Raw genomic sequence first — 24487 nt, 5'->3', positions numbered from 1 at the left:
CCAACTCTTGATCGAACCACCGCCAACCACACCCAACCTGTTCGCCTCGTGTCGAACCACCTGCGCGCGCCGGCCGGCTCGGGGCGCGAGCTGGTGGTGGAAAAGTGCTGGGTGATCTTGAGCTGGTGGTACTTGCAGACGCCAGTGGAGGTCAGAGGGGGATCCACTCGGTCTTCACCGTCACCTCGTCGAGCACCTCCTGGATCGGCACGACCCCGAGCCCCGGCCCGGTCGGCACCCGCAGGTGGCCGTCCTCCAGCACGAACGGCTCCGTGACGTCCAGCGAGTAGTACCGGTCCGACGCCGACGTGTCACCCGGCAGCGTGCACCCCGGCAACGCCGCCAGCGCCACGTTCGCCGCCCGCCCGAGCCCGGTCTCCAGCATGCCGCCGCACCACACCGCGATGCCGTGCGCCGCGCACACGTCGTGGATCCGCCGCGCCTCCAGGTACCCGCCGACCCGGCCCGGCTTGATGTTCACGATCTGGCAGGCCCCGAGCGTGATCGCGTCGGCGGCCGACCGCGCGGAGGTGATCGACTCGTCCAGGCAGATCGGCGTGCGCACGACCTTGGCCAGCTCGGCGTGGGCGAGGATCTCCTCCTCGTCCAGCGGCTGCTCGATCAGCAGCAGCTCGAACGGGTCGAGCTTCGCCAGGTGCCTGGCGTCGGCGAGCGTGTAGGCGGTGTTCGCGTCGACCTGCAGCAGCACGTCGCCGAACCGTTCCCGCACCGCGCGCACCGGCTCGAGGTCCCAGCCGGGCTCGATCTTCAGCTTGATCCGCACGTAGCCCTCGTCGACGTACCCGCCGACCGCGTCGAGCAGCTCCGGGATCGAGTTCATGATCCCCACCGACACCCCGCACGGCACGGAGTCGCGGGTCGCCCCCAGCTCACGGGCGAACGACCGGCCGGCGGCCCGCAGCTCGGCGTCGAGCACGGCCATCTCCAGCGCGCCCTTGGCCATCCGGTGCCCGCGGAACTTGGCCAGCCGCGGTGCGACCGAGATCGCGTCGACCTCGCCGTCCAGCGCCGGCACCAGGAACCGCCGCAGCACGTCCGCGCAGCCCTCGGTGTACTCGGGCGAGTAGACGGGGTCGACCATCGCGACGCACTCGCCCCAGCCCTCACCGGAGTCCGTGACCGCGCGCAGCAGCAGCAACGTGCGCACGGTCTGCGTGCCGAACGAGGTCCGGAACGGCCCCTTCAACGGCATCTCGACCCAGCGCAGCTCGACCCCGGTCAGCTTCACTTCTCGTTCCTCTCCACGACGTACCACCCGGCCCGGTCGAACCCGGTGACGCGGGCACCACCCGCGAGCAGCCCGCCGAGCACCTCCCGCACGGCGTGCCGCCACTGCTTCGCCGCGGCCGGGTTCGCCACCCGCAGCGCCTCGACGTCGGGCGGCACCGCGCGAGCACGGTCGACCCGCCCGTGGTGCCCGGCAGCGGCAGGCCGTCCGGGGAGATCCCCAGCCCGACCACGCCCCTGGCCTCGACGATCCGCGGCCGGCCCGCGCAGACCGCGGCGACGTCGGGTGCGCCGACCCGCCAGTTGACCAGCAGCCGGTCGCTCTCGACACCGCCGTTGATGCCGTCGCGCATGTCCCCGTAGAAGTCCGGCAGGTACTCCGCCGCGTCGGCGCCGAGCTTGGCCAGGTTGAAGTAGGCGTTGCGGCGGACCAGCGGGTCGAACGTCCAGGTGACCGACGTCAGCCCGCGGGCCAGCGCCCACGCCCGCTGGTCGAGCTTGAGCGCGTAGCCGACGTTGCGGCCGCGCATCCTGGCCGCGACACCCGCGATGTGGCTGTGCAACGACCCGGCCGCCGGCGGCGAGCAGAACCCGATGCACGCGCCGACCAGCTCGTCACCCTCGAACGCGCCCGCCACGTAGCTGCCCGCCTTGGTCATCGCCCGCAGCAGCTCGGCGGTGACCGGGGGAGTGTTCCCGCTCGACCGCCAGATGCCGGCGTACAACCGTTCGGTGGCCACGAGCTCGGCCTGCTCGGTGAGCTGGCGGACCACGACGTCCTGGGCCAGCAGCGGTTCGGTCATGCGCTCAGCTCCCTCACCAGTGCCGAGAGCAGCTCCGTGCGCGGCGCCAGCTCGGCCACCAGGACGTGCTCGCTCTCGGCGTGTGCGCCACCGCCCACCGCACCCAGTCCGTCGAGCGTCGGCACGCCCACGCCCGCCGTGAAGTTGCCGTCCGAGGCGCCACCGACCGCGGCGGAGGTCAGCGGCCCACCCAGCCGGGACGCGAGCGCGAACAGCTCGGCGGACATCGCGGCCTCCAGCGGCGCGCGGTTCGGGCCGCCGGTCACCTCGATCTTCGCGCCGTCGAGCACCGGTTCCAGCGCCCGCATCGCCTCGTCCACCCGTTGCTGCTCGGCCAGGTTGCGCACCCGCACGTCCACCATGAACCTGCCTTGGGCGGGAACGGTGTTCGTCGTCGTGCCCGCGGACAGCACGGTCGGCGTGACGGTCGTCCCGGCGTCCACATCGGACAGCGCGGCCACGGCCAGCACCTGGTGCGCCGCCTCGATCGTCGCGCTCACCCCGCGTTCGGGTTCGAGCCCGGCGTGCGCGGCCCGGCCGTGCAGCGTCACCTCGTACATCGACGTGCCCTTGCGCTCGGTCTTGAGCGCGCCGCCGTCCGCTGAGGCCTCGGTGACCAGCACGGCCCGGTGCTCGCGCGCCTCGGTCTCGATGAGGCCCCGCGACGACGGCGAGCCGATCTCCTCGTCGCCGGTGATGAGCACCGTGACGCCGTCAGGGGAGCCCAGCGCCGCCACGGCGTGGAAGATCATCACCACGCCCGCCTTCATGTCGAAGCAGCCGGGCCCGCGCAGCACCCCCTCCCGCACCGAGAACGGGATCCGGTCGAGGGTGCCGATCGGCCACACCGTGTCGTGGTGGCCGAGCAGCAGCACCCGCCGGGGGCCGTCGCCCAGCCGCCAGCGCAGGTGCGTGCTGCCGTCGAGCACGATCCGTTCCGGTTCGCAGCCGAGCAACGCCGTGCCCACCTCGGCGGTGACGTCCGCGCTGCGGGCGACGGCGGCGAGGTCGGTGGACGGGGACTCACAGGTGACGAGGCGTTCGATGTCAGTCAGCACGTCAGGAGACCTTAGGAGTGGCACGGACGCCCATGTGCAGGTATTGCTCGCCGGTCGGCAACTTGTAGAACACCACCGACGTCCAGCTCTCCTGCTCGGAGTCGCGGCACACGAACAGCTCGTCGTCGATCGGCACCAGGTCGACCTCCGGCGGGTCGGGCACCAGACCCGCGAGCGATCCGGTGACGGTCATCTTCAGCCGCAGGCCCTTCTCGCCCTCGGTCACCTCCAGGCGCGCCGAGGCCCGCTCGTAGGTGCCCACGTACCGGGCGGTGTCCACCTCGACGGGCTCGCCGGGCTCCAGCGGGCGGGGCATCTCGACCCCGGCCAGCGCGGCGAAGATCTCGCGGTAGAGCTCCAGGTACAGCTCGCGGGCCTTGCCGCCGTTGGTGAGCAGGGTGACGGCGAGGTTCTGCTCCGGCAGCAGGCGCAGGAAGGCGGACTGGCCGATGGTGTTGCCGTCGTGGCCGATCAGCCGGTGGCCGTCCCAGCCGAACCGGATCCAGCCGAGGCCCCACGAGTCGCCCAGCGCGTTCGGGTCGGGCACGTCGGTCTGCTTCTCGGTCATCGCCGCCGCGCTCGCCTCCGACAGCACGGACCCGCCGCCGGACAGGTGCATCTTCGCGAACTCGAGCACGTCGGCGGTCGTCGAGAAGATCGTTCCGGCCGGGCCGAGCGAGCGCGGCAGCTGCCACACCGGTGCCGGCTCCGGCTTGCCGTCCTTCTCGATGTGCCCGACGGCCGCGCGGTGCAGCAGCGCCTCCTCCGGCAGCGTGCCGGTGCGGTCGAGGCCGAGCGGGCTGAAGAGCTTCTCCCGCATGGCCGCGTCCCAGGTCTGCCCGGTGAGCTTCTCGACCACCCGGCCCATGAGCGAGAAGCCGCTGTTGCAGTAGGAGAACGTGGCGCCGAGCGGGTGGTTCTGCCCGGCCTCGACGAGCTGGTCGACGTAGCGCTGCAGGCAGTCGTCGCCGCGGCCGGTGTCGGTGAACACGTCGCCGTCGATGCCGCTGGTGTGCGTGAGCAGGTGCCGCATGGTGACCTTCTGCGCCACCACCGGATCGGCCAGCTTGAGTTCCGGCAGCACGTCGGCGATCGGCGCGTCGAGGTCGAGCAGCCCCTCGTCGACCAGCCGCATCACGACGGTCGCCGTCCACACCTTGCCGATCGAACCGATCTGGAACACCGAGTCCTGGGTGACCTCGACCCCGGTCGCGGTGTTCAGCACGCCGTGGCAGGCCTCCACGACGTCGTCGCCGCGAGCGATGCCGAGCGCCGCACCGGGCACGCCGTGCTTCTTCGCGAGCACGGAAAGCCTGCGCTGCCAGTGCTTCGCGTCGAGCGTCGCGCCCTCGCCGGTGTGCTCGCGCACCCAGTCGACCACGCGGCGGTTGAAGTCCTCGCGGTGCGACGGCGTGCCGTTGAGGATGAACAGGTGCGAGGCGCCGGGGTAGAGCACCAGCCGGGCCGGGACGTCGTTCTGGCGCAACGCGGTGAACCACTGCTCGGCCTGGCCGACCGGGCACCGGTCGTCGCTCGCGCCCTGGTAGATCAACGTCGGCGTGCGCACGTCGTCGACCAGCGTCAACGGCGACAGCTCCGCCAGGTGCTCACCGGGTCCGCCGAGCTCCAGCTCGGCGAGGTAGCGACCGGCGTCCGACGTGCCGGCGACGCTCGTCAGGTCGCTGACCACGCCACCGGCGACCGCGGCGGCGAACCGGCGGTCGCGGCTGGTCAGGTAGCACGTCATGTAGCCGCCGTAGCTGTAGCCGGTGACCGCGAGCCGGTCGGCGTCGGCGGTGCCCTCGGCGACCAGCTGGTCGATCGGCTCCAGGAAGTCGCGCGCGTCGGCCTTGCCCCACGCGCCGATGGCCGCCTGGTAGAAGGCCTCGCCGTAGCCGTCGCTGCCGCGCGGGTTGAGCAGCAGCACCGTCCAGCCGCGCCGCGCCAGCACCTGGTGGTAGAGGTGCACCGGGTCGGCGGAGCCGTTCCACGCGTTGTGCGGGCCGCCGTGGATGTCGAGCAGCAACGGCGCCGGGCCGGTGCGCTCGGGGTCGCGGACCAGCCAGCCGTGCACGACGGTGCCGTCGGAGATCGTGAACTCCCGCTCCTGCGGCACGAACCGCTCGGTCGCGAGGCCGTGTCCGGTGTGGACGGTCACGTCACCGGTGATGAGGTCGACGGTCGCGATCTCGCCGTACGAGGTGGCGGTGCCGAGCACGATCGCGGCGGTGTTGCCAGCGACGGAAAGCCCGGACACGACCTGGGAGTCGCCGCCGAGGACCAGCTTCGGCTCGTCGTCCACGACGTACAGCTGGGTGCAGCCGCGGTCGCGGGCGCAGAACACCACGCCCTGAGGGCTGAGCGCGGGCTGGCCGCCCGGATACCCGGCAGCGCCCGGCATGACGCTGCGGTCCAGCGCCGCCGCGAGGTTGCTCACCTCGCCGCCGTCGAGCGGCACGTACAACAGGCCGACGTGACCGCTGTCGGTGGTCTCGCGACCGGTGACGAGCAACGCGCTGCCGTCCGCGGACCACGTGACCGTCGCGCCCTGGCCGTGCGCGAGCCCGACCAGCTCCGGCGTGCCACCGGCGGCGCTGACGACGTGCACGGGCGCGCGGAACGTCAGGTCGGCGTCGGAGTCGGTGGCCGCGGCGAACGCGAGCTTCGTGCCGTCCGGCGACCACGCGGGCGGACCGGCGTGCCAGTCGCCGCTGGTGAGCTGGGTGATTTCGCGGTCGGCGAGCTTCAGCACGTGCAGGTGGCTGCGGATCGTGCGCAGGTAGCCGGACCCGTCGGCCTTGTAGTCGAGCCGGTCCGCGACGACGGGTGCCTTGGCGTCGCCCTCGTCGACCGGCGCGCTGAACGCGACGGCGGTGCCGTCCGGGCTCCACACCGGCGCACCGGCGCCGAGCGGCAACGTCGTGAGCTGCTCGGGCTCGCCGCCGTTCGCGGGCAGCAGCCAGAGCTGGGCGGGCCCGTCCTGGGCGCGCAGGAACGCGATCCTGGCGCCGTCGGGCGAGAACGCGGGCGCCACGTCGGCCTCGCCCCTGGTGAGCCGGCTCGGTTCGCCGCCCGACACCCGCCACAACGACCTCAGGTCGCGGTCTTCCTCACGGTCGGTGGTGCGCAGGACGTAGACGATCTCGGTGCCGTCCGGGGAGATCGCGGGCTGCTCGGGCAGCGCGAAGCCGTACAGGTCCTCGATGGTGGTCACGGTGCAGATCCCCTCGTCAGTGGTTCGGCTTGCCGAGCTCGGCGCGGAACAGGTCGAGCACGTTCGCGCCGAGCACCAGCGCGATGTCGTCGTCGGGCCACCCGCGCTTCTGCAGCGCCTCGGTCACCAGCGGCAGCCCCGCCGGCCCTTCGAGCCCCGGCAGGAACCGGTCGGTGGGCACGCCCTCGATGAACTGCGCCTCGCAGCACGGGGGAGTGACGTCCGCCAGCACCTCCTTCACGAAGTCCGGTCCCAGCCCGACGTGCCGGACGCCCATCACGCCCGCGATGTGCTCGATGTGGTCGATCAGCCGCTCGATGCGGAAGTCGCTCTCGTGCAGGAACGGCGCGAAGAAGTTCACGCACACCACGCCGCCGTTCTGCGCGATGGCCTTGAGCTGCTCGTCGGTCAGGTTGCGGTGGTGGTCGCGCAACGCCCGTGCCGACGAGTGCGTCGCGATGACCGGCCTGGTCGCGAGCTCCAGCACGTGCTCGACCCCGGCGGCGCTCAGGTGGCTGACGTCGAACATCATCCCGAGCCGTTCCATCTCGGCCACCGCCGCGACGCCCGCCCTGGTCAGCCTGCTGCCGGTGGCGTCCTCGCCGCTGCCGTCGGCCAGCGCCGTGCGGCCGAAGTGCGCGAGCGACGCGATCCGCACGCCCAGCCGGAACAACGTCTCCAGCAGCTCGACGTCGTCACCGACCCCCGGCGCGCTCTCCAGCGCGAGCACGAGCGCGATCTTGTCCTCGGCGAGCGCGGCGTCGATCGACGTCCCGTCGGCGCACAGCTCGACCTCGTCGGTCGCCGCCGCGATGCGGTGCGCTGCCTCGATCATCCGCAGTGTCTGCCGGAGCGCCCCCTCCGGCCGGTATGGGTCGTCGATGAACACCGGCAGCACCTGCAGGTTCACCCCGCCCTGCCGCAGCTGCGGCAGCCAGCGCTCCTGGAAGTGCGGCACCCAGCGGTCGACCGGCCGGTGCACGACGGCGTCGAGCAGGTCGTTGTGGGTGTCGGCGACGATGCTGCGGTCGTGCAGGTCCATCAGTAGGCCTCCAGCAGTTCGCTCGTGTACTCGTGCCGGGGCCGGGTGAGGACCTGCTCGGCCTCGCCCTCCTCGACGATCCGCCCGCCGCGCATGACCGCGATCCGGTCGCTCACGTACCGCACGACGGCGAGGTCGTGCGAGATGAACAGCATCGACAGCCCGAGCCGCCGTTGCAGGTCCCGCACCAGGTTCAGCACGGCCCCCTGCACGGACACGTCGAGCGCCGAGGTGATCTCGTCGGCGATGATCACCTTCGGCCTGCCGGCGAGGGCCCTGGCGAGCGCGATCCGCTGCCGCTGCCCGCCGGAGAGCCGTGCGGGGAACGTGTGGGCGCGGTCGGGGTCGAGGTGCACGAGCTCGAGGAGCCTCGCGACCTCCGCCTTGCGGTCGGTGCCGCGCGGCATCGCCTCCGCGATCGACTCGCCGATCGTCATGCGCGGGTCGAGCGAGGAGTACGGGTCTTGGAAGACCATCTGCAGCCCTCGGTCGCGCCGGTGGAGCTTGCGGACGTCCACGCCGTCGAGCGACACGGTGCCCGAGGTGGCGGGCACCAGGCCGACCGCGGTGGAGGCGAGGGTGGACTTGCCGGAGCCGGACTCGCCGACCAGACCGACGACCTGGCCCGACGGCACGGTCAGGCTGACGCCGTCGACGGCGAGGTGACCGGTCCTGCGGTGTCCGTAGTGGACGGAGACGGACTCGAAGCGCAGCTCGCTCACGCGGTACCTCCCCGGCTCGCGGTGGTCACGGCGGACCGCTGTTCCCGCACCCGCCAGCACGCCACCCGGTGCCCTGCCTCGACCGCCTCCAGCACGGGTTCCTCGGTCCGGCAGAGGTCGACGGCCAGCGGGCACCGCGGCGCGAACGGGCACCCCGCGGCCACCTCACCCGGCTCCGGCGGCCGCCCCGGGATCACCGCGAGCGGCTGGTCCCGGTCGGTCTCCAGGTTCGGCACCGCCGCCAGCAACGCCGTCGTGTACGGGTGCCTGGCCGCCGTGAACAGCTCCGCGGTCGGCAGCTCCTCCACGATCTTGCCCGCGTACATCACCAGCACCCGGTCGCAGGTCCGCTCGACCACGCTGATGTCGTGGCTGATCAACAGCACGGCCGTCGAGCGTTCGGAACGGATGCGGGCCAGCAGCCGCAGCACCTCGCGCTGCACGGTCACGTCCAGCGCCGTGGTCGGCTCGTCGGCGATCACCAGGCGCGGGTCGCCCATCAGGCCCATCGCGATCATCGCGCGTTGCCGCATGCCGCCGGAGAACTCGTGCGGGTACTGCTTCACCCGCTCACCGGGGACGCGCACCGACTCCAGCCGTTCGGCCGCCCGCTTCCAGGCCTCCTTGCGCGAGAGGCCCTGGTGCTGCTCGGACACCTCGGCGAGCTGACCGCCGATGCGCCTGGTCGGGTTGAACGACGTCATCGGGTCCTGGAACACCATCGCGAGCGACGTGCCGAGCTCGCGGTCCGGCGTCCGCACCACCGGCTTGCCCAGGAACTCCAACCGGTCCGCGGTCACCACGCCGGGGTGCTCGACCAGCCGGGACACCGCCAGCGCGGTCAGGCTCTTGCCGGAACCCGACTCGCCGACCACGCCGACCATCTCGCCGTCGCGCACCGCGAACGACACCCCGCGCACCGGCGTGACCCAGCCGTCCGGGCCGGGGAACGACACCTGGAGGTTCCGCACGGTCAGCACGCCCTCGTCGTCAACGTGGTCCACAGCGGACGTGACGGGCAGCTCGCCGCGCCGCCGGGTGGGCTGCCGGTGGCCCAGGACCGCCGCGGCCGCCTCGCCGAAGAGGTTGAACGCGAGGCCCGCGACGACCACCGCCACCGCCGGGCCCAGAGCGGGCGCGGGGGAGACGTAGATCCGGTTCAGGCCCTCGCCGAGCAGCCGCCCCCAGTCGTAGGACGGTGCCTGCACGCCGATGCCGAGGAACGACAGCCCGGCGAACGCGGTCAGCGCCGACCCCGCCGCCAGGGTCGCGTTGATGACCAGCGGCTCGGCGATGTTCGGCAGCACGTGGCGCACCAGGATCCGGAACCGGCCGACCCCCGAGACACGGGCCGCCGCGATGTAGGACCGGCCGCTCACCGACGCCGCCAGCGTCTGGGTCAGGCGGGCGAACGACGGCGCCACGGCGAACGCGATCGCCAGCACCGCACCTGTGGTGCCGGTGCCGAAGATGACCGCGAAGAACAACGCCAGCAGCAGACCGGGGAACGCCACGGCGACGTTGACCGCGGAGGTCACCAGCCGGCCGGCCCAGCGCGGCAGCACCGCCGGCAGCGCGCCGAGCAGCACACCCGTGCCGACCCCGACCAGTGTCGCCAGCAACGCCAGCCCGATCGTGAGCCTGGTCGCGACCAGCACCCGGTACAGGATGTCGCGGCCCAACCCGTCCGTGCCCAGCGGATGCGCGGCCGACGCACCCTGGTTCAACGCGTCCGTGTCGATCGCGTCCGCCCGTGCGCCCCACAGGACCGGCGCGAACACGGTCAGCCCCAGGAGCAGGAGCAGCAGGACCAGGGACGCCGCACCGACCGGCGTGCGGGCGACAGCGAGCCAGCGGCGCATCAGGCCTCCCGGATCGTCGAACGGGGGTCGAGCAGGGCGAGCACCACGTCCACGGCCAGGTTCACCAGCAGCACACCGGTGCCGTAGACGAGGACGATGCCCTGCACCGCCGGGTAGTCCTTCTGCTGGATGGACCCGACGATCGTGGAACCCAGGCCGGGCCACGCGAAGACGTTCTCCACCAGCACGGTCCCCGCCACCAGCGCGGCGAGCATCATCGCGCCGACGGTGAGGGTCGCGGTCAGCGCGTTCGGCAACGCGTGCCGCAGGTAGACCAGCCGCGCGGGCAACCGCTTCGCCCGCGCGGTGCGCACGAAGTCGTTGCCCAGCACGGAGAGCAGCTCCACGCGCACCATCCGCGCCAGCACGGCGGCCGGACCGAGCGCCAGCGCCAGCACCGGCAGCACCCACGAGCCGGGCGCGTCCTTGCCCGCCACCGGGAGCCACCCGAGCGTCACCGCGAAGAGGCTGACCAGCGCGACCGCCAGCAGGAACTCGGGGATCGCCGCGATCACCACGCTCGTCGAGGTGAACCCGAGCTCGCCACCACGACGGCGGCCGCCCTTGGTGAGCACCGCCATCACGACGCCGACAGGTACCGCCACCACGACCACGACCAGGAACGCCAGCAACGCGAGCTGCACGGTCGCCGGCAGCCGGTCGCCGATCAGGTCCGCCACCGGCGTGCCGCTGACCAGCGACGTGCCGAGGTCGCCGCGGACCAGGTCGGTCAGGTAGTTCCAGTACTGCACGACCAGCGGGTCGTTGAGCCCCAGCGCCTCCCGCCGCGCGTTCACGACGTCGGGCTGCGCGGTCAGGCCCAGCGCGTCGCGCACCGGGTCACCGGGGATCAGGTGGATCATCAGGAACGCCGCCGTCAGCAGCGCCCACAGCGAGACGAGGAACCGCACCGCGCGCCGCCGGGCGAACGGCAGCCAGGAGGACCGGGTCGGTGCCGTCCTGGTGGTCGTGGTGGCGGCCGTCACGAGGCGAGCATCCGGATCGAGGTCGGGTCGATGCCGTCGGCCATGGTGAACCGCGCGCCCTTGACGAACGTCGGCACCAGGGAGTCGAAGTACGGCAGGATGTCGGCGTTCCTCACCAGCGCGGCCTCGGCCCTGTTCCAGTTCTCACAGCCGGTGTTGCCCGCCTTCGTCGCGGCCTGCTTCGCCTGCTCCTCGTACTCGGAGTTGCTGACGTGGCCGTAGTTCGCGCCCTGCGGCGGCACCGGGCCGGACGCGAACGGCACCAGCTGGCTGGGCAGCGCGAGCGTGACCGGCGCCATCGAGACGTCCCACGCGCCGGTACTGAACAACGCCTGGTTGAGCCCGGCCGCGTCGACCGGCTGGATGGTCACCTGCACGCCGATCTCCTGCCAGGCCTTCTGGATCAGCTCCGCGGTCGCGGTCAGCGTCGGCCCGAGGACGGTCGGCTGCAGCAGCCGGATGGTCAGCGGCTTGGTGTCCTTCGACCAGCCGGCAGCCTTCAGCGCGTTCTCGGCGGCGGCCTTGTCGTGCTTCGGCAGGTTCGCGGTCACGTTGTCACCGGTGCAGGGCCGGGGGTCGACGGTCACGAAGCTCTGCGACGGCCTGCCCTTGCCGCTCGTGAGCACCTTGCCGACCTGCGCCAGGTCGAGCGCCTGCAGGAGTGCCTTGCGCACGGCCGGGTCGCTGCCGGGCAGGCTCTGGGCGTGGTTGAACGTGAACATGCCCAGCGGGGTCGCGTAGTCGACGTGGTCGACCTTCTGCGCCAGCAGCCGTTCCTGGTCGGGACCGGCGATCGTGGCGGCCGTGAGCTGACCGGACAGCAGCAGGTTCACCGCCGTCGTCTCGTTCGGGATCACCCGCACGACGACCTTGTCCGGCAGGCCCTGCTGGTCCTTCTGCCAGTCACCGGGTCCCCAGGTGAAGTCCTTGCGCCGTTCGAGGGTGTAGTGGTCGTTCGGCACGATCTCGGAGATCGTGAACATCCCGGTGCCCTGCTCGCCCTTCGCGAGCAACGACCGGTCGGCCATGCCCTTGGCGCACACGATCGGCAGCGTGCCGACGTTGGTCAGCAGGAACGCGTCCGGTGCGCCGCTGGTGACGGTGACCGTGCGGGTGGCCTCGTCGGCCGTCGCCTTGGTGCCGGGCGCCACCTGCAGTCCCGCCAGCGGTGACTTGTTCTGCGGGTCGCCGACGAAGTTGATGTTCGCGGCGACGTCGGCGGCGGTCAGCGGGGCGCCGTCGGCGCACGTGATGCCGGACCGCAGCGTGAAGGTGGCTTTGGAGACGTCGCCCTCCCACTTCTCCGCGAGACCGGAGACGACCTCGCCGGAGGAGGTGCGTTCGACGAGGCGGCCGTAGAGGAACCGGCCGACCGACCTGGCGACGGACAGCACCGTGAGCGCGGGGTCGAGTGAGCCGGGATCGGCGCCGACGGACAGCGTGAAGGTCCTGCCGTCGGCGAGGGCGCCGCCGGACGTGGTGCTGCCGGAACCGCAGCCGGCCACCAGGGTGATTCCCGCTAGCAGAGCGATCGTGCGCTTCATGGTGTGCTCCGGAGGTGGTCGACGGCGAGGCGTCCGGCGCGGCCGATGACCGCGTCGACGGCGGGCTGGCGCAGAGCGACGGACTCCGCGCGGGTGAACACGGCGACCGCGTAGCCGCGGCCGTCGGGGTAGGTGACGACGCCGGCCTCGTTGCGCACGCCCGGCAGCGTGCCGGTCTTGGCGGCGACCTGGACGTCGGCCGGGAAACCGGAGCTGAGCCGGTGCGGCCAGACCTGCTGGGCCATGATCGACCGCACCCGCTCGCACGCCTGCGGTGCGGCGGCGCGGCCGGTCCAGATCGCGTCCAGCAGCGTGGTGATCTCCCGCGGCGTCGAGGACGTCGTGCGTTCGGGGTCCACGATGGACAGCTTCTGCACGACGTCCCAAGTGGGCGCTTCGAGCACCGCCTCTGCGTCCTGCTCGCTCAGGGCGAGGTCGACGGTCATGGAGGCGAACAGGTCCTCGCAGCAGCCCATGATCCTGGTGCGGTGCAGGCCGAGGTTCGCGAGCACCGCGTCGACCGCGGCCTGGCCGACGCGGTGGAAGATCACGTCGGTCGCCGCGTTGTCGCTCATCGTCATCATGAACAACGCCAGGTCCCGCCAGCTCATCTCGACGTCATCGGCACACCCCGCGGTGCCGATGCCGCCGATGCGGTAGCGGGAGGTGACCCTCGTGCGCTGGGTGTCGTCGAGCCGCCCGGCGGCGACCTCCGCGGCGAACGCCACCGCCACCGGGATCTTGAACACCGACGCGAGCACGACCGGGTCGTCCGCGCCGACGCCGACCTCGGGACCGTCCTGGACGCCGATCTCGCGGGCGTGGACGAACCCCTCGGTGCCCGCCTCGGCGAACGCCTCCCTGATCCGGTCGGCCACCGCGGTGTCGGTCACTGCACTGTCGGTCACCGCGCTGCTGGCCACTGGGCTGTCGGTCACTGGGCGACCCGCCGGTCCGCGCGGCCCGTGTGCAGGAACTGCGCCCGTCCCTGCCCGTCGTCCCCGACGAAGGCGTGCGGCAGGAAGATGCCGAGCGTCGGTTCCGCGGCGACGAGCGTGTCGCCGTCCCACGGGTGCAGTTCGGTCTTCCCGGCGCGTTCCGGGGTGATCTCGGCCAGGATGCCCTTGGGCACGACCTCCATCCAGATCCGCCCGTCGTCGTCCTGCGTCACGACCCGGTCGCCGACCGCGGAGGTGTAGGTGCCGACGAACCGGTTGCCGTCGAGCCGTTCCTCGGCCTGTGCCGGTTGCGGCATGGCGGGCAGCTCGACGCCGGTGAGCTCGCGCAGGACGTGCTCGAAGACCTCCCGGTACAGCTCGATCGTGTTGCCGCCATTGGTGAGCAGGGCGATGGCGACGCCGTGCTCGGGAACCAGGCGCAGGAAGGCGTTCTGCCCGATCGTGCCACCGTCGTGGCCGATGACCTTGGCCTGCGGGTAGTGGAACAGCTCCCAGCCCAGGCCCCAGGCGTCGCCCATCAGCGCGAGCTTGGGCACGTCGACCTGCTTGCGCTGCATGGCCGTGACGCTCTCCGGCGAGAGCACCTTCGTCCCGTCCGCCGTGAGGCCGCCGTTCAGGTGCATCCGCGCGAACAGCAACAGGTCGTGGGGGCTCATCGCGAGCATCGAGCCGGCCGGCGCGTTGGACCGCACGAGCGACCACACCGGCGCGACCTGCGGGCCCTGCTCGGGGTCGGGGGTGAGGTGTCCGGTGGCGGCCCGGAACATGATCGCCTCGTACGCGTCGGCCGCCGCGCGGGTCAGTCCCAGCGGCGCGAACAGGTGCTCGCGCAGGCAGTCGTCGTAGGCCTTGCCGCGCACCGCCTCCACGACCCGGCCGAGCACGGTGTAGCCGGCGTTGTTGTAGCTGAACATCTCGCCGGGCGCGAAGAGCTGGGGCGTGTCGTGCAAGGTGGCGACGTACTTCTCCACGCAGTCGTCACCGCGGCCGGTGTCGGTGAAGAGGTCGCCTTCGAAGCCGGAGGTGTGGTTCATCAGCTGCCGCACGGTGATCTGCCCGGCGGCCTGCTCGTCGGCGATGCGGAACTCGGGCAGGTAGGTGCGCACCGGCGCGTCGAGGTCGACCAGGCCCTCGTCGACGAGCTGCATGGCGAGCGTCGTCGTCCAGACCTTGGTGATCGACCCGATCTGGAACAGCGAGTCGGTGGTGGTCTCCACCCCGGTGTTCTTGTTGAGCACCCCGGCGGCGGCCTCGGCCACCTCGTCGCCCACGAGGACGGCGGCGGCCGCGCCCGGCACCCCGTTCCGGGCGACCAGCTCGGGCAGGTTCCGCTGCAGCCAGTCGTTGATCTCGTTCAGCCTGGACATCTGCCCGCCCATCCACGTCGACGTGACTCCGGTCACGGGCAACGCTAGGGTCGGCGCCCCCGCGGCCACCTCGTGCGCGCCGACGAATCTGACGCCTCGGATTCGTCGTACCGGACGAAGTCCGCCCGGGGTGGAGCAGGCTCCACCCCAGGCCGGGCAGCCTGCGTGATCGTTTCCGGCGGGCTGCCGAAACAGACTTCTCCTCACCAAGCCAAGGGCCTACCGAGGAGAACGTGATGAGGGCAGACGCGCTGTCGCTGCAGGCGGTGCGCAAGGTGTACGGCACCGGGGGAGGTGCCGTCACCGCGCTGGACGAGGTGACCGTCGGCATCCGGCGCGGCAGCTTCACCGCCGTGATGGGGCCGTCGGGATCGGGCAAGAGCACGTTCCTGCACTGCGCCTCCGGCATGGACAAGCCGACCTCGGGACGGGTGCTGCTCGGCGACACCGACCTGGGCGGGCTCAAGGAGGCGGCGCTCACGAAGGTGCGCCGCGACCGGATCGGGTTCGTCTTCCAGGCCTACAACCTGCTGCCGTCGCTCACGGTCGAGCAGAACATCACCCTGCCGCTGCGGCTGGCCGGCCGCTCGGCCGACCGGCGGTGGCTGCGCGAGGTCGTCGACCGGGTCGGGCTCGGTGACCGGCTCGCCCACCACCCGGCCGAGCTGTCGGGCGGCCAGCAGCAACGGGTCGCGATCGCCCGCGCGTTGATCGCCCAGCCCGAGGTGGTGCTGGCCGACGAGCCGACCGGCGCCCTCGACTCGCGCACCGCGCACCAGGTGCTGGAGCTGCTGCGGTCCATCGTCGACACCATGGGCCAGACCGTGCTGATGGTGACCCACGACCCGGTGGCCGCCTCCGCCGCGCACAGCGTGTTGTTCCTGGCAGACGGGCGGCTGGCCGGCGAGCTGGTCGCGCCGACGCCGGAGAAGGTCGCCGAACGCATGACGCACCTCGGGGAGTGGTGAGCCGTGCTGACTTTGGCCTGGCAGACCGTCAAGGCCCGCACCAGCGGGTTCATCGGTGCTTTCGTGGCGGTCCTGTGCGGCACGGCGCTGGTCGCGGCGTGCGGGATCTTGATGGAGTCCGGGTTGCGCGGTGGCGTGCCGACCCAGCGGTACGCGGCGACGGACGTGGTCGTGAGCGGTGACAGGATCGTGCGGCCGCCGGGCGGGGACGTCCTCGCGTTCGAGCACGCCAGCGAGCAGCCGCCGGTGTCCGCGGAGCTGGTGGCGAAGGTCCGCGCGGTGCCCGGTGTGCGGGACGCGGTGGCGGAGCAGACGTTCCCGGCGACGGTGGTGGGGCCGGACGGGCAGGTGCTCGCGGACAAGCCGTCCTTCGGGCACAACTGGGGCTCGGCGGTGCTGGCGCCGTTCCGGCTCGTCGAGGGACGGGCTCCGGCGGCCGGCGACGAGGTCGTGCTGGACGCGGGACTGGCCGCGGCGGTCGGGGACGAGGTGCGGATCGCGACGCGGTCGGTACCGGTGACCTACCGCGTGGTCGGGGTAGCGGCAGGCGTCGGGTCGCGGCAGGCGTCGGTGTTCTTCAGCGATGCCAAGGCCGACGAGCTGGCCGGGCGGCCGGGGAAGGTGAGCGCGATCGGGGTGCTGGGTGGGACGCCGGGGCAGGCGGACGCAGCCGGTGCCGGCGACCTGGCCGACCGGGTCGAGGAGGCGCTCGCGGGCGACCACGTGTCCGTGTCGTCCGGTGCCGACCGCAGCGCCGCCGAGTTCGACGACGTCAGCCAGACCAAGTCGATCCTGGCCCTGATCGCCGGCTCGTTCGGCGGGTACGCGGTCCTGGTCGCGATCTTCGTCGTCGCCAGCACCCTCGCGCTGACCGTCGAGCAGCGCCGCCGCGAGTTCGCCCTGCTGCGAGCCGTCGGTGCGACGCCACGGCAGGTGCGCAAGCTGATCGGCGTGGAAACCCTCGTGGTCGCGGCGGTCGCGGGCGTGCTCGGCAGCCTGCTGGGCATCGCGGTCAGCCAGGGGTTGCGCAGCGCGTTCGCCGGCATCGGGGTGGTGCCGGCCGACTTCGAGCTGACCATCAGCCCGATCCCGCTCGCCGCCGCACTCCTGATCGGTCTCGGCGCGGCACGGGTCGCTGCCTGGAGCGCGTCGCGGCGGCCGTCCTCGATCAACCCGGTCGAGGCGCTCGGCGAGGCCTCCCTGCAGAAGCGCGACGTCGGCCGGGTCCGGTTGGTCATCGGCTGGGTGACGCTGGCGATCGGTGTCGGTGCCACCGCCGTGCCGTTGTTCCTGCGCGGCCAGCTCGGTGCGGCGATGTCGGTGATGGCCGCGCTGGTGATCATCATCGGCCTGGCCCTGGTCGGGCCGCGAGTGGTGGGCCGCATGATCGAGGTGGTCGCGCCGGGTCTCGGCAGGCTCTCCCGGGTGAGCGGGCACCTGGCTGCCGCCAACGCGGTGAAGAACTCCCGGCGCATGGCCGCCGCGGTCACACCGCTGATGCTCGCCATCGGGTTCGCCGTCGTGAACTTCTACAGCCAGACGACGTTCACCGCGGCCGTGCAGCAGGAGACGACCAGCTCGATCACCGCCGACCACGTCATCACGGGCGTCGCCGGGGTGCCGGCCGAGCTGACCGCGGCGGTGCGCGGGGTGCCGGGTGTCGACGGCGTGACGCCGCTGGTGCGCACGCAGGTGATCACCGCGCGGGAGACCGGGGACAGCGTGGAGGTGCAACGCGGCCCGGCGCACGGGATCGACGGTGACGCCGCCGTGGACCTCGGCGTGACCAGCGGCAGCGTCAAGGACCTCACCACGGGCACGGTGGCGTTGAGCGACTCCTACGCGTTCTGGAACAACAAGAAGGTCGGTGACACGGCCGAGTTCTGGTACGCCGACGGACAACCTGCCCGGCTGAAGGTCGTGGCGACGTTCAAGAACGATCTCGCGTTCGGTGACCACGTGATGTCCGCCGCCGACGCGCGCGCCCACACCAACGCCGGCATGGACAGCGCTGTTCTGGTGCGCACCAACGACGTTGCCCGTCTCAACGACCTGATCGGCCGCTATCCGGGGCTGGCGGTGACCTCCGCTTTGGCCGGACCGGACCGCAGTGACCAGCGGATGCAGTTCCTGCTCAACCTGGTCGCCGTCGGGGTCATCCTCGGCTATGTCGCGATCTCGGTGTCGAACACGCTGGTGATGTCCACGGCTCAGCGCCGGCGCGAGTTCGCGTTGCTGCGCCTGGTCGGCACCGGTCGGCGGCAGGTCGTGCGGATGATGCGGGCGGAAGCGCTGCTGACCGTCGGAATCGCGGTGGTGCTGGGGATCGCGGTGTCCGCGCTGCCGTTGGGCCTGCTCGCGATCGGTCTCACCGGCACGCCGCTGCCGTCCGGACCGGGCTGGGTGTTCCTGGCCGTGCTCGCCGGAGCCGCGCTGCTGGGCACCGCGTCGATCGCGCTGGCGACCCGGATGTCGTTGCGCACCAAGCCGATCGAAACCATCGGCATGCGCGAGTGAAGATCGGCCCACACCAACGCCGGCATGGACAGCGCTGTTCTGGTGCGCACCAACGACGTTGCCCGTCTCAACGACCTGATCGGCCGCTATCCGGGGCTGGCGGTGACCTCCGCTTTGGCCGGACCGGACCGCAGTGACCAGCGGATGCAGTTCCTGCTCAACCTGGTCGCCGTCGGGGTCATCCTCGGCTATGTCGCGATCTCGGTGTCGAACACGCTGGTGATGTCCACGGCTCAGCGCCGGCGCGAGTTCGCGTTGCTGCGCCTGGTCGGCACCGGTCGGCGGCAGGTCGTGCGGATGATGCGGGCGGAAGCGCTGCTGACCGTCGGAATCGCGGTGGTGCTGGGGATCGCGTTCGCGCTGCCGTTGGGCCTGCTCGCGAAGGTCGCGCGGGAGGCCGGCGTCCCGGCCGTCTCGCACGTGATCGGCCGCTCGATGCCGACCGCGATCCAGGCGGCCGCGGCGGACGCGATGGCGTGGCTGTGGGACGGCGGCACCGGCGGACCTGATGCTGGGCGACACGGCGGTCGACCTGTGGCCGGACGCGGTGCGGGACCCGGTCGTGGCGGCGCTGCCGACGGTGCTGCGGCAGCGGCCCACGGCGTTCGACCTGGACGTGCCGATGCCGGTGGTCGACGCCGGAAAACCGTTGGTGTACCTCACGCTGGGCACGGTGGGGTTCGGGAACACCGAGGTGCTCAGGGCCGCCGTCGACGGGCTCGCGGAGCTGCCGGTGAACGTCCTGGTCGCCGTCGGCCCCGGCGACCCGGCGCTGCTGGGCGAGGTGCCGGACTCGGTGCGGGTCGCCGGGTTCGTGCCGCAGGCGCAGGTGCTGCGCCGGGCCGCGCTGGTCGTGCACCACGGCGGCACCGGCACCGTGCTCGGCACGCTGGCCGCGGGCCTGCCCCAGCTGGTGCTGCCGCAGGGCGCCGACCAGTTCGTCAACGCCGACGCGCTGACCGAGGCCGGTGCGGGCGCCAAGCTGGTCGGGCCGGAGGTCACCGCGGAGGCGATCACCGAGCAGGCGCGTCACCTCCTCGACGACCCGGCCACCCGGCAGGTCGCCGCGAAGGTGGCGGGTGAGATCGCGGAGATGCCCGACCCCGCCGCGGTGGTCCGGCAGCTGGTGACCCTGACGACCTAGCGCCCCGATGGCCTAGTACACCGGTCGATCTCAGAACTCTCTGAGATCGACTGCCTACCTTTTGGCCGTGGCAACTATTGATTCGTGCACCGTGGACCTCGGTTCGCCTCTCACCGGCGAGCACCTGCTCCGTGCGGTCGATCCCGTGCAGGTGCTCGCCGGGCCCGTTGTCGCCGAGCGCGTCCACCGCAGCCGTGAGTTCCTGAGCAGGGTGCTGGCCGACGACGACCGGCCCGTCTACGGCGCCAAGACGGGCTTCGGGGCGCTCGTGGTCTTCGCCGGGCGCGACACCGATGCCGACCAGTGCGACAACACGCTGGCCCACCTCACCGCCGGCCAGGGGCCTGACCTGCCGCTGGACGTCGTGCGCGCCGCGCTGATGGTGCGCACGTGGTCGCTGGCACAGGGCATCTCCGGGGTGTCCGCGCACGTCGTGGACGGGCTCGCCGCGATGTTCGGCACGTCCTTCACGCCCGCGATGCCGCGCTACGGCTCCGTCGGTGCCAGCGGTGACCTGATCCCGTTGGCCTACGCGGCGCAGGCGTTGCGGGGCAGGGGGTTCGCCTATCTGGACGGCGCTCGGCTGCCCGCGATGGACGCGTTGGCCGCGGCCGGGCTGACGCCGCTGGAGCTGGACGGGCGAGACGCTTTGGCTTTGGTGAACGGAACTTCGGTCACGACGGCGGCGCTGTCGCTGGCGTTGTCGTCCGTGCGCGCGTCGCACCGCGCTGCGCAGGACCTGACCTGTCTGCTCGCGGACGTCCTCGGTGCCGCGCCCGGATTTGTGGAGCCGCGGCTGGTTTCCGCGTACGGCCACCGGGGTGCTCGGGTGGTCGCGGACCGCATGCGCGCTCGTTTGGACGGCACCCGACCGAGTGGAGATCGGCCGCTGCAGGAGCCCTACAGCATCCGGTGCACACCGCAGCTGCTCGGCGCGTGCGAGGACGCGTTGCGGTACGTGGACGACGTGGTGTCCGCGGATCTGGCCGGGGTGAGCGACAACCCGTTGTTCTTCGCGGAGGACGACGTGGTGGCGCACGGAGGCAACTTCTTCGGCCAGCCGGCCGCGTTCGCCGCCGACATGCTGGCGATGGTGGCGGCGTCCGTGGGAAATGTGGTCGAAAGGCAACTTGACCTGCTGATAGATCCTGTGCGGAACAGCGGGATGCCGCCGATGCTGGCCGCCGGGCCAGGGCGGCAGCACGGGGTGCAGGGGGTCCAGCTGGCGGCCACGGCGCTGGTCGCGGAGATGCGGCGCAGTGCCGTGCCCGCGAGCACGCAGAGCCTGCCGACGAACCTGCACAACCAGGACGTGGTCCCGTTCGGCACGCACGCAGCCTTGCGCACGTACGACCTGGCCGCGTTGTTGCGGCTGCTGTGCGGGTCGCTCGCCCTGGCGTTGCGGCAGACCGCGCACGTGGGCGGGAGGCGTCCCACCGCGCCCCGGTGCGCGGAGCTGCTGGACGCGCTGGTGGGAGCGATCCCGCCGGTGGACCCGGACCGCCCGCTGGACTCCGACGTGCGGGTCGCGGCTGGTGTGGTCACCGCCTGGAGCAGTCAGGTCCGGTGAGCGCTTCCCGTCAAGTTCCCGGTCCTCGGCGGGAAAGCGCGCTCACGTGGCCGAACACGGGCCCGATCGAGCCGCAGTCCGTCTGTGGCCGGGGCTGCGGCAAAGTGGCCAGCCGATCACGTTGAGCGCGTGCGATTCTGGCGGCGTGCGGGGGAGTGTCGGACCGTGGCGAGCGCGGCCGTTCCGGCTGCTGCTCGTGGAGGACGACCGGGAGCTGGTCGAGCTGCTCGTCGCCGTCCTGCACGGCGAGGGGTACGCCGTGGACGTCGCACGGGACGGGCAGCGCGGCCTGCACCTCGCGCTCACCCGGCCGTACGACGTGGTGGTCGTCGACCGCGGCGTGCCGGTGCTCGACGGACTGGACCTGGTGGCGCGGTTGCGTTCCCGGGCCGTGCGCACGCTCGTGCTGCTCACCGCGACGGGCGGCGTCGGCGACCGGATCGACGGGCTGGACGCGGGTGCCGACGACTGCCTGGCGAAGCCGTTCGACCTGGGCGAGCTGACCGCGCGGCTGCGGGCGCTGTGCCGGCGGGCCGCGGAGGGCGCCGCGGTGCTGCGAATCGGATCGGGGCTGCTCGACCTCGACCAGCGCGAGGTGGAGCTCCCCGACGGCGCGCGGGTCTCGCTCACCACCAGGGAGTTCGCGCTGCTGCGGGCGCTGGCGAGTCGTCCGGACACCGTGCACACGCGGGCGTCGTTGCGGCGGACCGTGTTCCACGACGCGCCCTCGCCGTCCATTGTGGACACCTATGTGCATTACCTGCGGATGAAGGTCGGCCGCTCGGTCGTGCACACCGTCCAAGGTGTCGGGTACCGGCTGGGCGTCCTGTGAATGTTTCAGGCCAAAGCAACCTCGGTGGGTACCTCGGGCGTCTGTGGAGTCATGGCGGATGTCGAGTTCGGACTGCTCGGCCCGGTCGAGGTGCGGGTGGCCGGTCGTCCGGTGCCGTTGACCGGGAAGCAGCAGTCGCTGCTGGCGTTGCTGCTGCTCAACGCGAACCGGGTGGTGAGCACCGACCGGGTGGCGGACGCGTTGTGGGGTGACGCGCTGCCGTCCGACCCGGCGGCACGGGTGCGGATGCTGGTGTCCGAGCTGCGCCGGGCGGTCGGCGCCCAGCTGGTCGTCACGAAGCGGCCCGGCTACCTGGTGCGGGTGGCCGACGGCGAGCTCGACTGCGAGGTGTTCGCGCGGCACGTCGACCAGGCCCGGGTGAGCGACCACGACCAGGCCGTGCGGCACTACGACAGCGCGCTGGCACTGTGGCGGGGTGCGCCGCTGACCGGTGTCACGGGCACGTTCGCGGACGCCACGGTCGCGGCACTGGAGGACGCGCGGCTGACGGCGGTCGAGGAACGGGCGGCGGCGCGGCTCGCGTTGGGCAGGCAGGCCGAGGTGGTGGCCGAGCTCAGGCCGGTGGCCGCGGAACACCCGCTGCGGGAACGCGTGCACGAACTGCTGATGCGCGCGTTGCGGCAGGCGGGGCGGCTGGGCGACGCGCTGGCCGTCTACCGGGGGCTGCGCAAGCACCTCGCCGACGAGCTCGGCGTCGAACCGTCCGGGCCGCTGCGGGCCCTGCACCAGCACCTGCTGGAGGACGAACCCGAACCGGGCCTGCCAGACCGGCCCCGGCTGCTGCCCGCGGACGTGGCCGGGTTCGTCGGCCGTGAGCTGGAGCTGCGCGGGCTCGACGAGGTGGCGGAGGCGTCCCGGCTCGTGCTGGTGGCCGGGCCGCCGGGCGTGGGCAAGACCGCGACGGTCGTGCACTGGGCGCACCGGGTGGCCGGCCGGTTCCCCGACGGCCAGCTGTTCCTGGACCTGCGCGGGTTCGACCGCACAGCACCGCTGCGGGCCGCCGACGCGCTGGCGAGGCTGCTGCACGTGCTGGGGCAGCGGGCCGACGAGACCGAGCTGGACGTGCTGGTGCTGCGCTACCGGTCGCTGCTCGCGGGCAGGCGGGTGCTGATCGTGCTGGACAACGTCGCCTCACCGGAGCAGGTGCGGCCGCTGTTGCCCGGCCACCCCGGCTGTCTGGTGGTGCTGACCAGCCGTGACCGGCTCGGCGGGCTGGTGGCGGTGGACGGGGCCCGGCGGGTGACGCTCGACGTGCTGGCACCGGACGCGGCGCTGACGTTGATCGGGCACGTCGCCGGGGCCGACCGGGTGCGCACCGAGCCGGGTGCCGCCGCCGACCTGGCCGCACTCTGCGGGCACCTGCCGCTGGCGTTGCGGGTGGCGAGCACGGCTGGCCGACCAGCGCACCAAACCCTGCGGCAGTTCGCCGACGAGCTGGCCGACCGCGGCCGGTTGGGAGGCTCACCGTCGACGGCGACGACCGGGCGGGCGTGCGGGCGACGTTCGAGCTGTCGTACCGGTCGCTGCCGGAGCCGGTACGCCGCACGTTCCGCACGCTCGGGGCGGTGCCGGGCGTGGACGTGGCGACCACGACCGCCGCGGCGTTGCTGGACGTGCCGGTGGGGGAGGCCGGCGACCTGCTGGACGGGCTGGTGCGCGGGCACCTGGTGAAGCAGGTCGGAGCCGGCCGGTTCGGGTGGCACGACCTGCTGCGCGACTACGCCGTCTCGCTCGCCGCGGCGGAAGACCCGGTGGCACAACGGGAAGCGGTGGTGCGCAGGGCGTTGCGGCACTTCCTGCACACCCTTGCCGCCGCGGGTGCGCTGACCGGCTCCAACGTGCTGCGCCTGCCGGCCGAGACCGGCGCGGAACCCGTTGTGGCGCAGAGCTTCGCGGACGGCAAGGAGGCCACGGCCTGGCTGGCGGCCGAGTGGGAGAACGTCGCGACCGTCGTCACGTCGGTCTCGTGCCACCCGGAGCTGGTGTGGCGGGTGGCGGAGTCGTTGAGCGCGGTGCTGTACCGGACGCGGTCGGCCACCGAGTGGCTGCCGCTGGTCGCCGTCGGCATCCAGGCCGCGCGGCGTGCCGGGGAACCGGTGGGGGAGGGCGCGTTGCGGCTCGCGCTGGCACGGGCGCACTGGTTGCGCAGCGAGCACACGGCGTCGGGTGAGGAGTGCACGCGGGCGCTGGAGCTGTTCCGCGCCGCGGAGTGGCCGCACGGGGAGTCCGCGGCGTTGCGCGGGCTGGCGATCGCATTGTGCCACCTCGGCGAGGTCGATCGGTCCATTGAGAACTTCCAGGCGTCGATCGCGATCGACCGCGGGATCGGCGACCGCCGCGGTGTCGCGGTCAACCTCTGCAACCTCGCGACCGTGCACGACGAGCTCGGCCAGTTCGCCGAGTCGGTCCGCCTGACCTCGCAGTCGCTCCCGCTGCTGCGCGAGATCGGTCACCGCCAGGCCGAGGCCGTGGCGCTGGCCAACCTGGGCGCGGCCAGACACGACCAGGGCCGCCTGCGCGCCGCCACCGCCGCGCTGACCCGTCCCTGCGGCTCTGCGCGGAGCTCGGCGCCAGGCACACCGAGGCCATCGCGCTGAACGAGCTCGGCCGCGTCCACCGCGACCTGCACC

At 72.5% G+C, this 24487-nt stretch carries 18 protein-coding genes and 2 pseudogenes; 8 read left to right on the top strand and 12 right to left on the bottom strand.

Features of this window, described 5'->3' with window-relative positions; all coding sequences use genetic code 11:
- Positions 1–151 precede the first annotated feature (151 nt).
- The 11 genes and pseudogenes from menC to BBK82_RS38370 form a co-directional block, all read right to left on the bottom strand.
- Positions 152–1213: an o-succinylbenzoate synthase gene (menC, locus tag BBK82_RS38420; RefSeq protein WP_335618128.1), complete on the bottom strand. Its 1062-nt coding sequence runs from the start codon at positions 1211–1213 to the stop codon at positions 152–154.
- Positions 1125–2051, bottom strand: a complete 927-nt coding sequence (locus BBK82_RS38415) for a GNAT family N-acetyltransferase (RefSeq protein WP_335618011.1) — start codon at positions 2049–2051, stop codon at positions 1125–1127. The genes menC and BBK82_RS38415 overlap by 89 nt, the downstream gene beginning before the upstream one ends.
- Complete coding sequence (locus BBK82_RS38410; protein ID WP_083268458.1) at positions 2048–3109, bottom strand: M20 family metallopeptidase; 1062 nt, start codon at positions 3107–3109, stop codon at positions 2048–2050. Before BBK82_RS38410 ends, BBK82_RS38415 begins: the two co-directional genes overlap by 4 nt.
- 1 nt (position 3110) lies before the next feature.
- Positions 3111–6323 carry a serine hydrolase gene (locus BBK82_RS38405; RefSeq protein ID WP_237047804.1) on the bottom strand — a complete coding sequence of 1071 codons (3213 nt, stop codon included), beginning with the start codon at positions 6321–6323 and terminating at the stop codon, positions 3111–3113.
- A 16-nt stretch (positions 6324–6339) separates the two neighbouring features.
- Positions 6340–7365 (bottom strand): dipeptidase, encoded by a 1026-nt coding sequence (locus BBK82_RS38400; protein WP_065919323.1) that lies wholly within the window; start codon positions 7363–7365, stop codon positions 6340–6342.
- Between the two features lie 5 nt (positions 7366–7370).
- A pseudogene (locus tag BBK82_RS38395) lies at positions 7371–8087 on the bottom strand (ABC transporter ATP-binding protein); the annotation flags it as partial.
- A complete protein-coding gene (locus BBK82_RS38390; RefSeq protein WP_154697762.1) occupies positions 8084–9949 on the bottom strand; it encodes a dipeptide/oligopeptide/nickel ABC transporter permease/ATP-binding protein in 1866 nt (621 codons plus the stop codon). The pseudogene BBK82_RS38395 and the gene BBK82_RS38390, both read right to left, overlap by 4 nt.
- A complete protein-coding gene (locus tag BBK82_RS38385; protein WP_065919321.1) occupies positions 9949–10935 on the bottom strand; it encodes an ABC transporter permease in 987 nt (328 codons plus the stop codon). The genes BBK82_RS38390 and BBK82_RS38385 overlap by 1 nt, the downstream gene beginning before the upstream one ends.
- The gene (locus BBK82_RS38380) at positions 10932–12479 is read right to left on the bottom strand and encodes an ABC transporter substrate-binding protein (RefSeq protein WP_065919320.1); all 1548 of its coding nucleotides are present in this window, start codon (positions 12477–12479) and stop codon (positions 10932–10934) included. The genes BBK82_RS38385 and BBK82_RS38380 overlap by 4 nt, the downstream gene beginning before the upstream one ends.
- Positions 12476–13387: a serine hydrolase gene (locus BBK82_RS38375; protein WP_237047803.1), complete on the bottom strand. Its 912-nt coding sequence runs from the start codon at positions 13385–13387 to the stop codon at positions 12476–12478. Before BBK82_RS38375 ends, BBK82_RS38380 begins: the two co-directional genes overlap by 4 nt.
- Positions 13388–13413: 26 nt before the next feature.
- Positions 13414–14805 carry a serine hydrolase domain-containing protein gene (locus BBK82_RS38370; RefSeq protein ID WP_065921689.1) on the bottom strand — a complete coding sequence of 464 codons (1392 nt, stop codon included), beginning with the start codon at positions 14803–14805 and terminating at the stop codon, positions 13414–13416.
- Positions 14806–15041: 236 nt separating this feature from the next.
- Between BBK82_RS38370 and BBK82_RS38365 the strand changes: the two genes are divergently transcribed.
- The 3 genes and pseudogenes from BBK82_RS38365 to BBK82_RS55105 form a co-directional block, all read left to right on the top strand.
- Positions 15042–15773 (top strand): ABC transporter ATP-binding protein, encoded by a 732-nt coding sequence (locus BBK82_RS38365; protein WP_065919319.1) that lies wholly within the window; start codon positions 15042–15044, stop codon positions 15771–15773.
- Positions 15774–15776: 3 nt separating this feature from the next.
- A complete protein-coding gene (locus BBK82_RS38360) occupies positions 15777–18290 on the top strand; it encodes an FtsX-like permease family protein (RefSeq protein WP_065919318.1) in 2514 nt (837 codons plus the stop codon).
- A 24-nt stretch (positions 18291–18314) separates the two neighbouring features.
- Positions 18315–18611, top strand: a pseudogene (locus tag BBK82_RS55105) (FtsX-like permease family protein); the annotation flags it as partial.
- On the opposite strand, the gene BBK82_RS56485 reads toward BBK82_RS55105, so the two are convergent.
- Entirely contained in the window at positions 18524–18787 is a 264-nt protein-coding gene (locus tag BBK82_RS56485; protein WP_065919317.1) for a hypothetical protein, read from the bottom strand. The pseudogene BBK82_RS55105 and the gene BBK82_RS56485 overlap by 88 nt on opposite strands.
- 11 nt (positions 18788–18798) lie before the next feature.
- Between BBK82_RS56485 and BBK82_RS55100 the strand changes: the two genes are divergently transcribed.
- From BBK82_RS55100 to BBK82_RS48175, 5 genes are all read left to right on the top strand, one after another.
- Positions 18799–19434: a glycosyltransferase gene (locus tag BBK82_RS55100; RefSeq protein WP_065919316.1), complete on the top strand. Its 636-nt coding sequence runs from the start codon at positions 18799–18801 to the stop codon at positions 19432–19434.
- A 67-nt stretch (positions 19435–19501) separates the two neighbouring features.
- The gene (locus tag BBK82_RS38345) at positions 19502–21004 is read left to right on the top strand and encodes an aromatic amino acid ammonia-lyase (RefSeq protein ID WP_218920471.1); all 1503 of its coding nucleotides are present in this window, start codon (positions 19502–19504) and stop codon (positions 21002–21004) included.
- A gap of 145 nt (positions 21005–21149) precedes the next feature.
- Positions 21150–21836, top strand: a complete 687-nt coding sequence (locus tag BBK82_RS38340; protein ID WP_237047802.1) for a response regulator transcription factor — start codon at positions 21150–21152, stop codon at positions 21834–21836.
- Positions 21837–21887: 51 nt separating this feature from the next.
- Complete coding sequence (locus tag BBK82_RS38335) at positions 21888–23528, top strand: AfsR/SARP family transcriptional regulator (protein ID WP_065919314.1); 1641 nt, start codon at positions 21888–21890, stop codon at positions 23526–23528.
- Positions 23432–24454, top strand: coding sequence for a tetratricopeptide repeat protein (locus BBK82_RS48175; RefSeq protein ID WP_170068036.1), 1023 nt, complete (start codon positions 23432–23434; stop codon positions 24452–24454). The genes BBK82_RS38335 and BBK82_RS48175 overlap by 97 nt, the downstream gene beginning before the upstream one ends.
- The last annotated feature ends 33 nt before the right edge of the window (positions 24455–24487 follow it).

Source organism: Lentzea guizhouensis (assembly GCF_001701025.1).
In the GTDB taxonomy this organism is placed as follows: Bacteria; Actinomycetota; Actinomycetes; order Mycobacteriales; family Pseudonocardiaceae; genus Lentzea; species Lentzea guizhouensis.
Note: the sequence above shows the minus strand (reverse complement) of the source record. Positions and strands in the feature narration are given on the sequence as shown.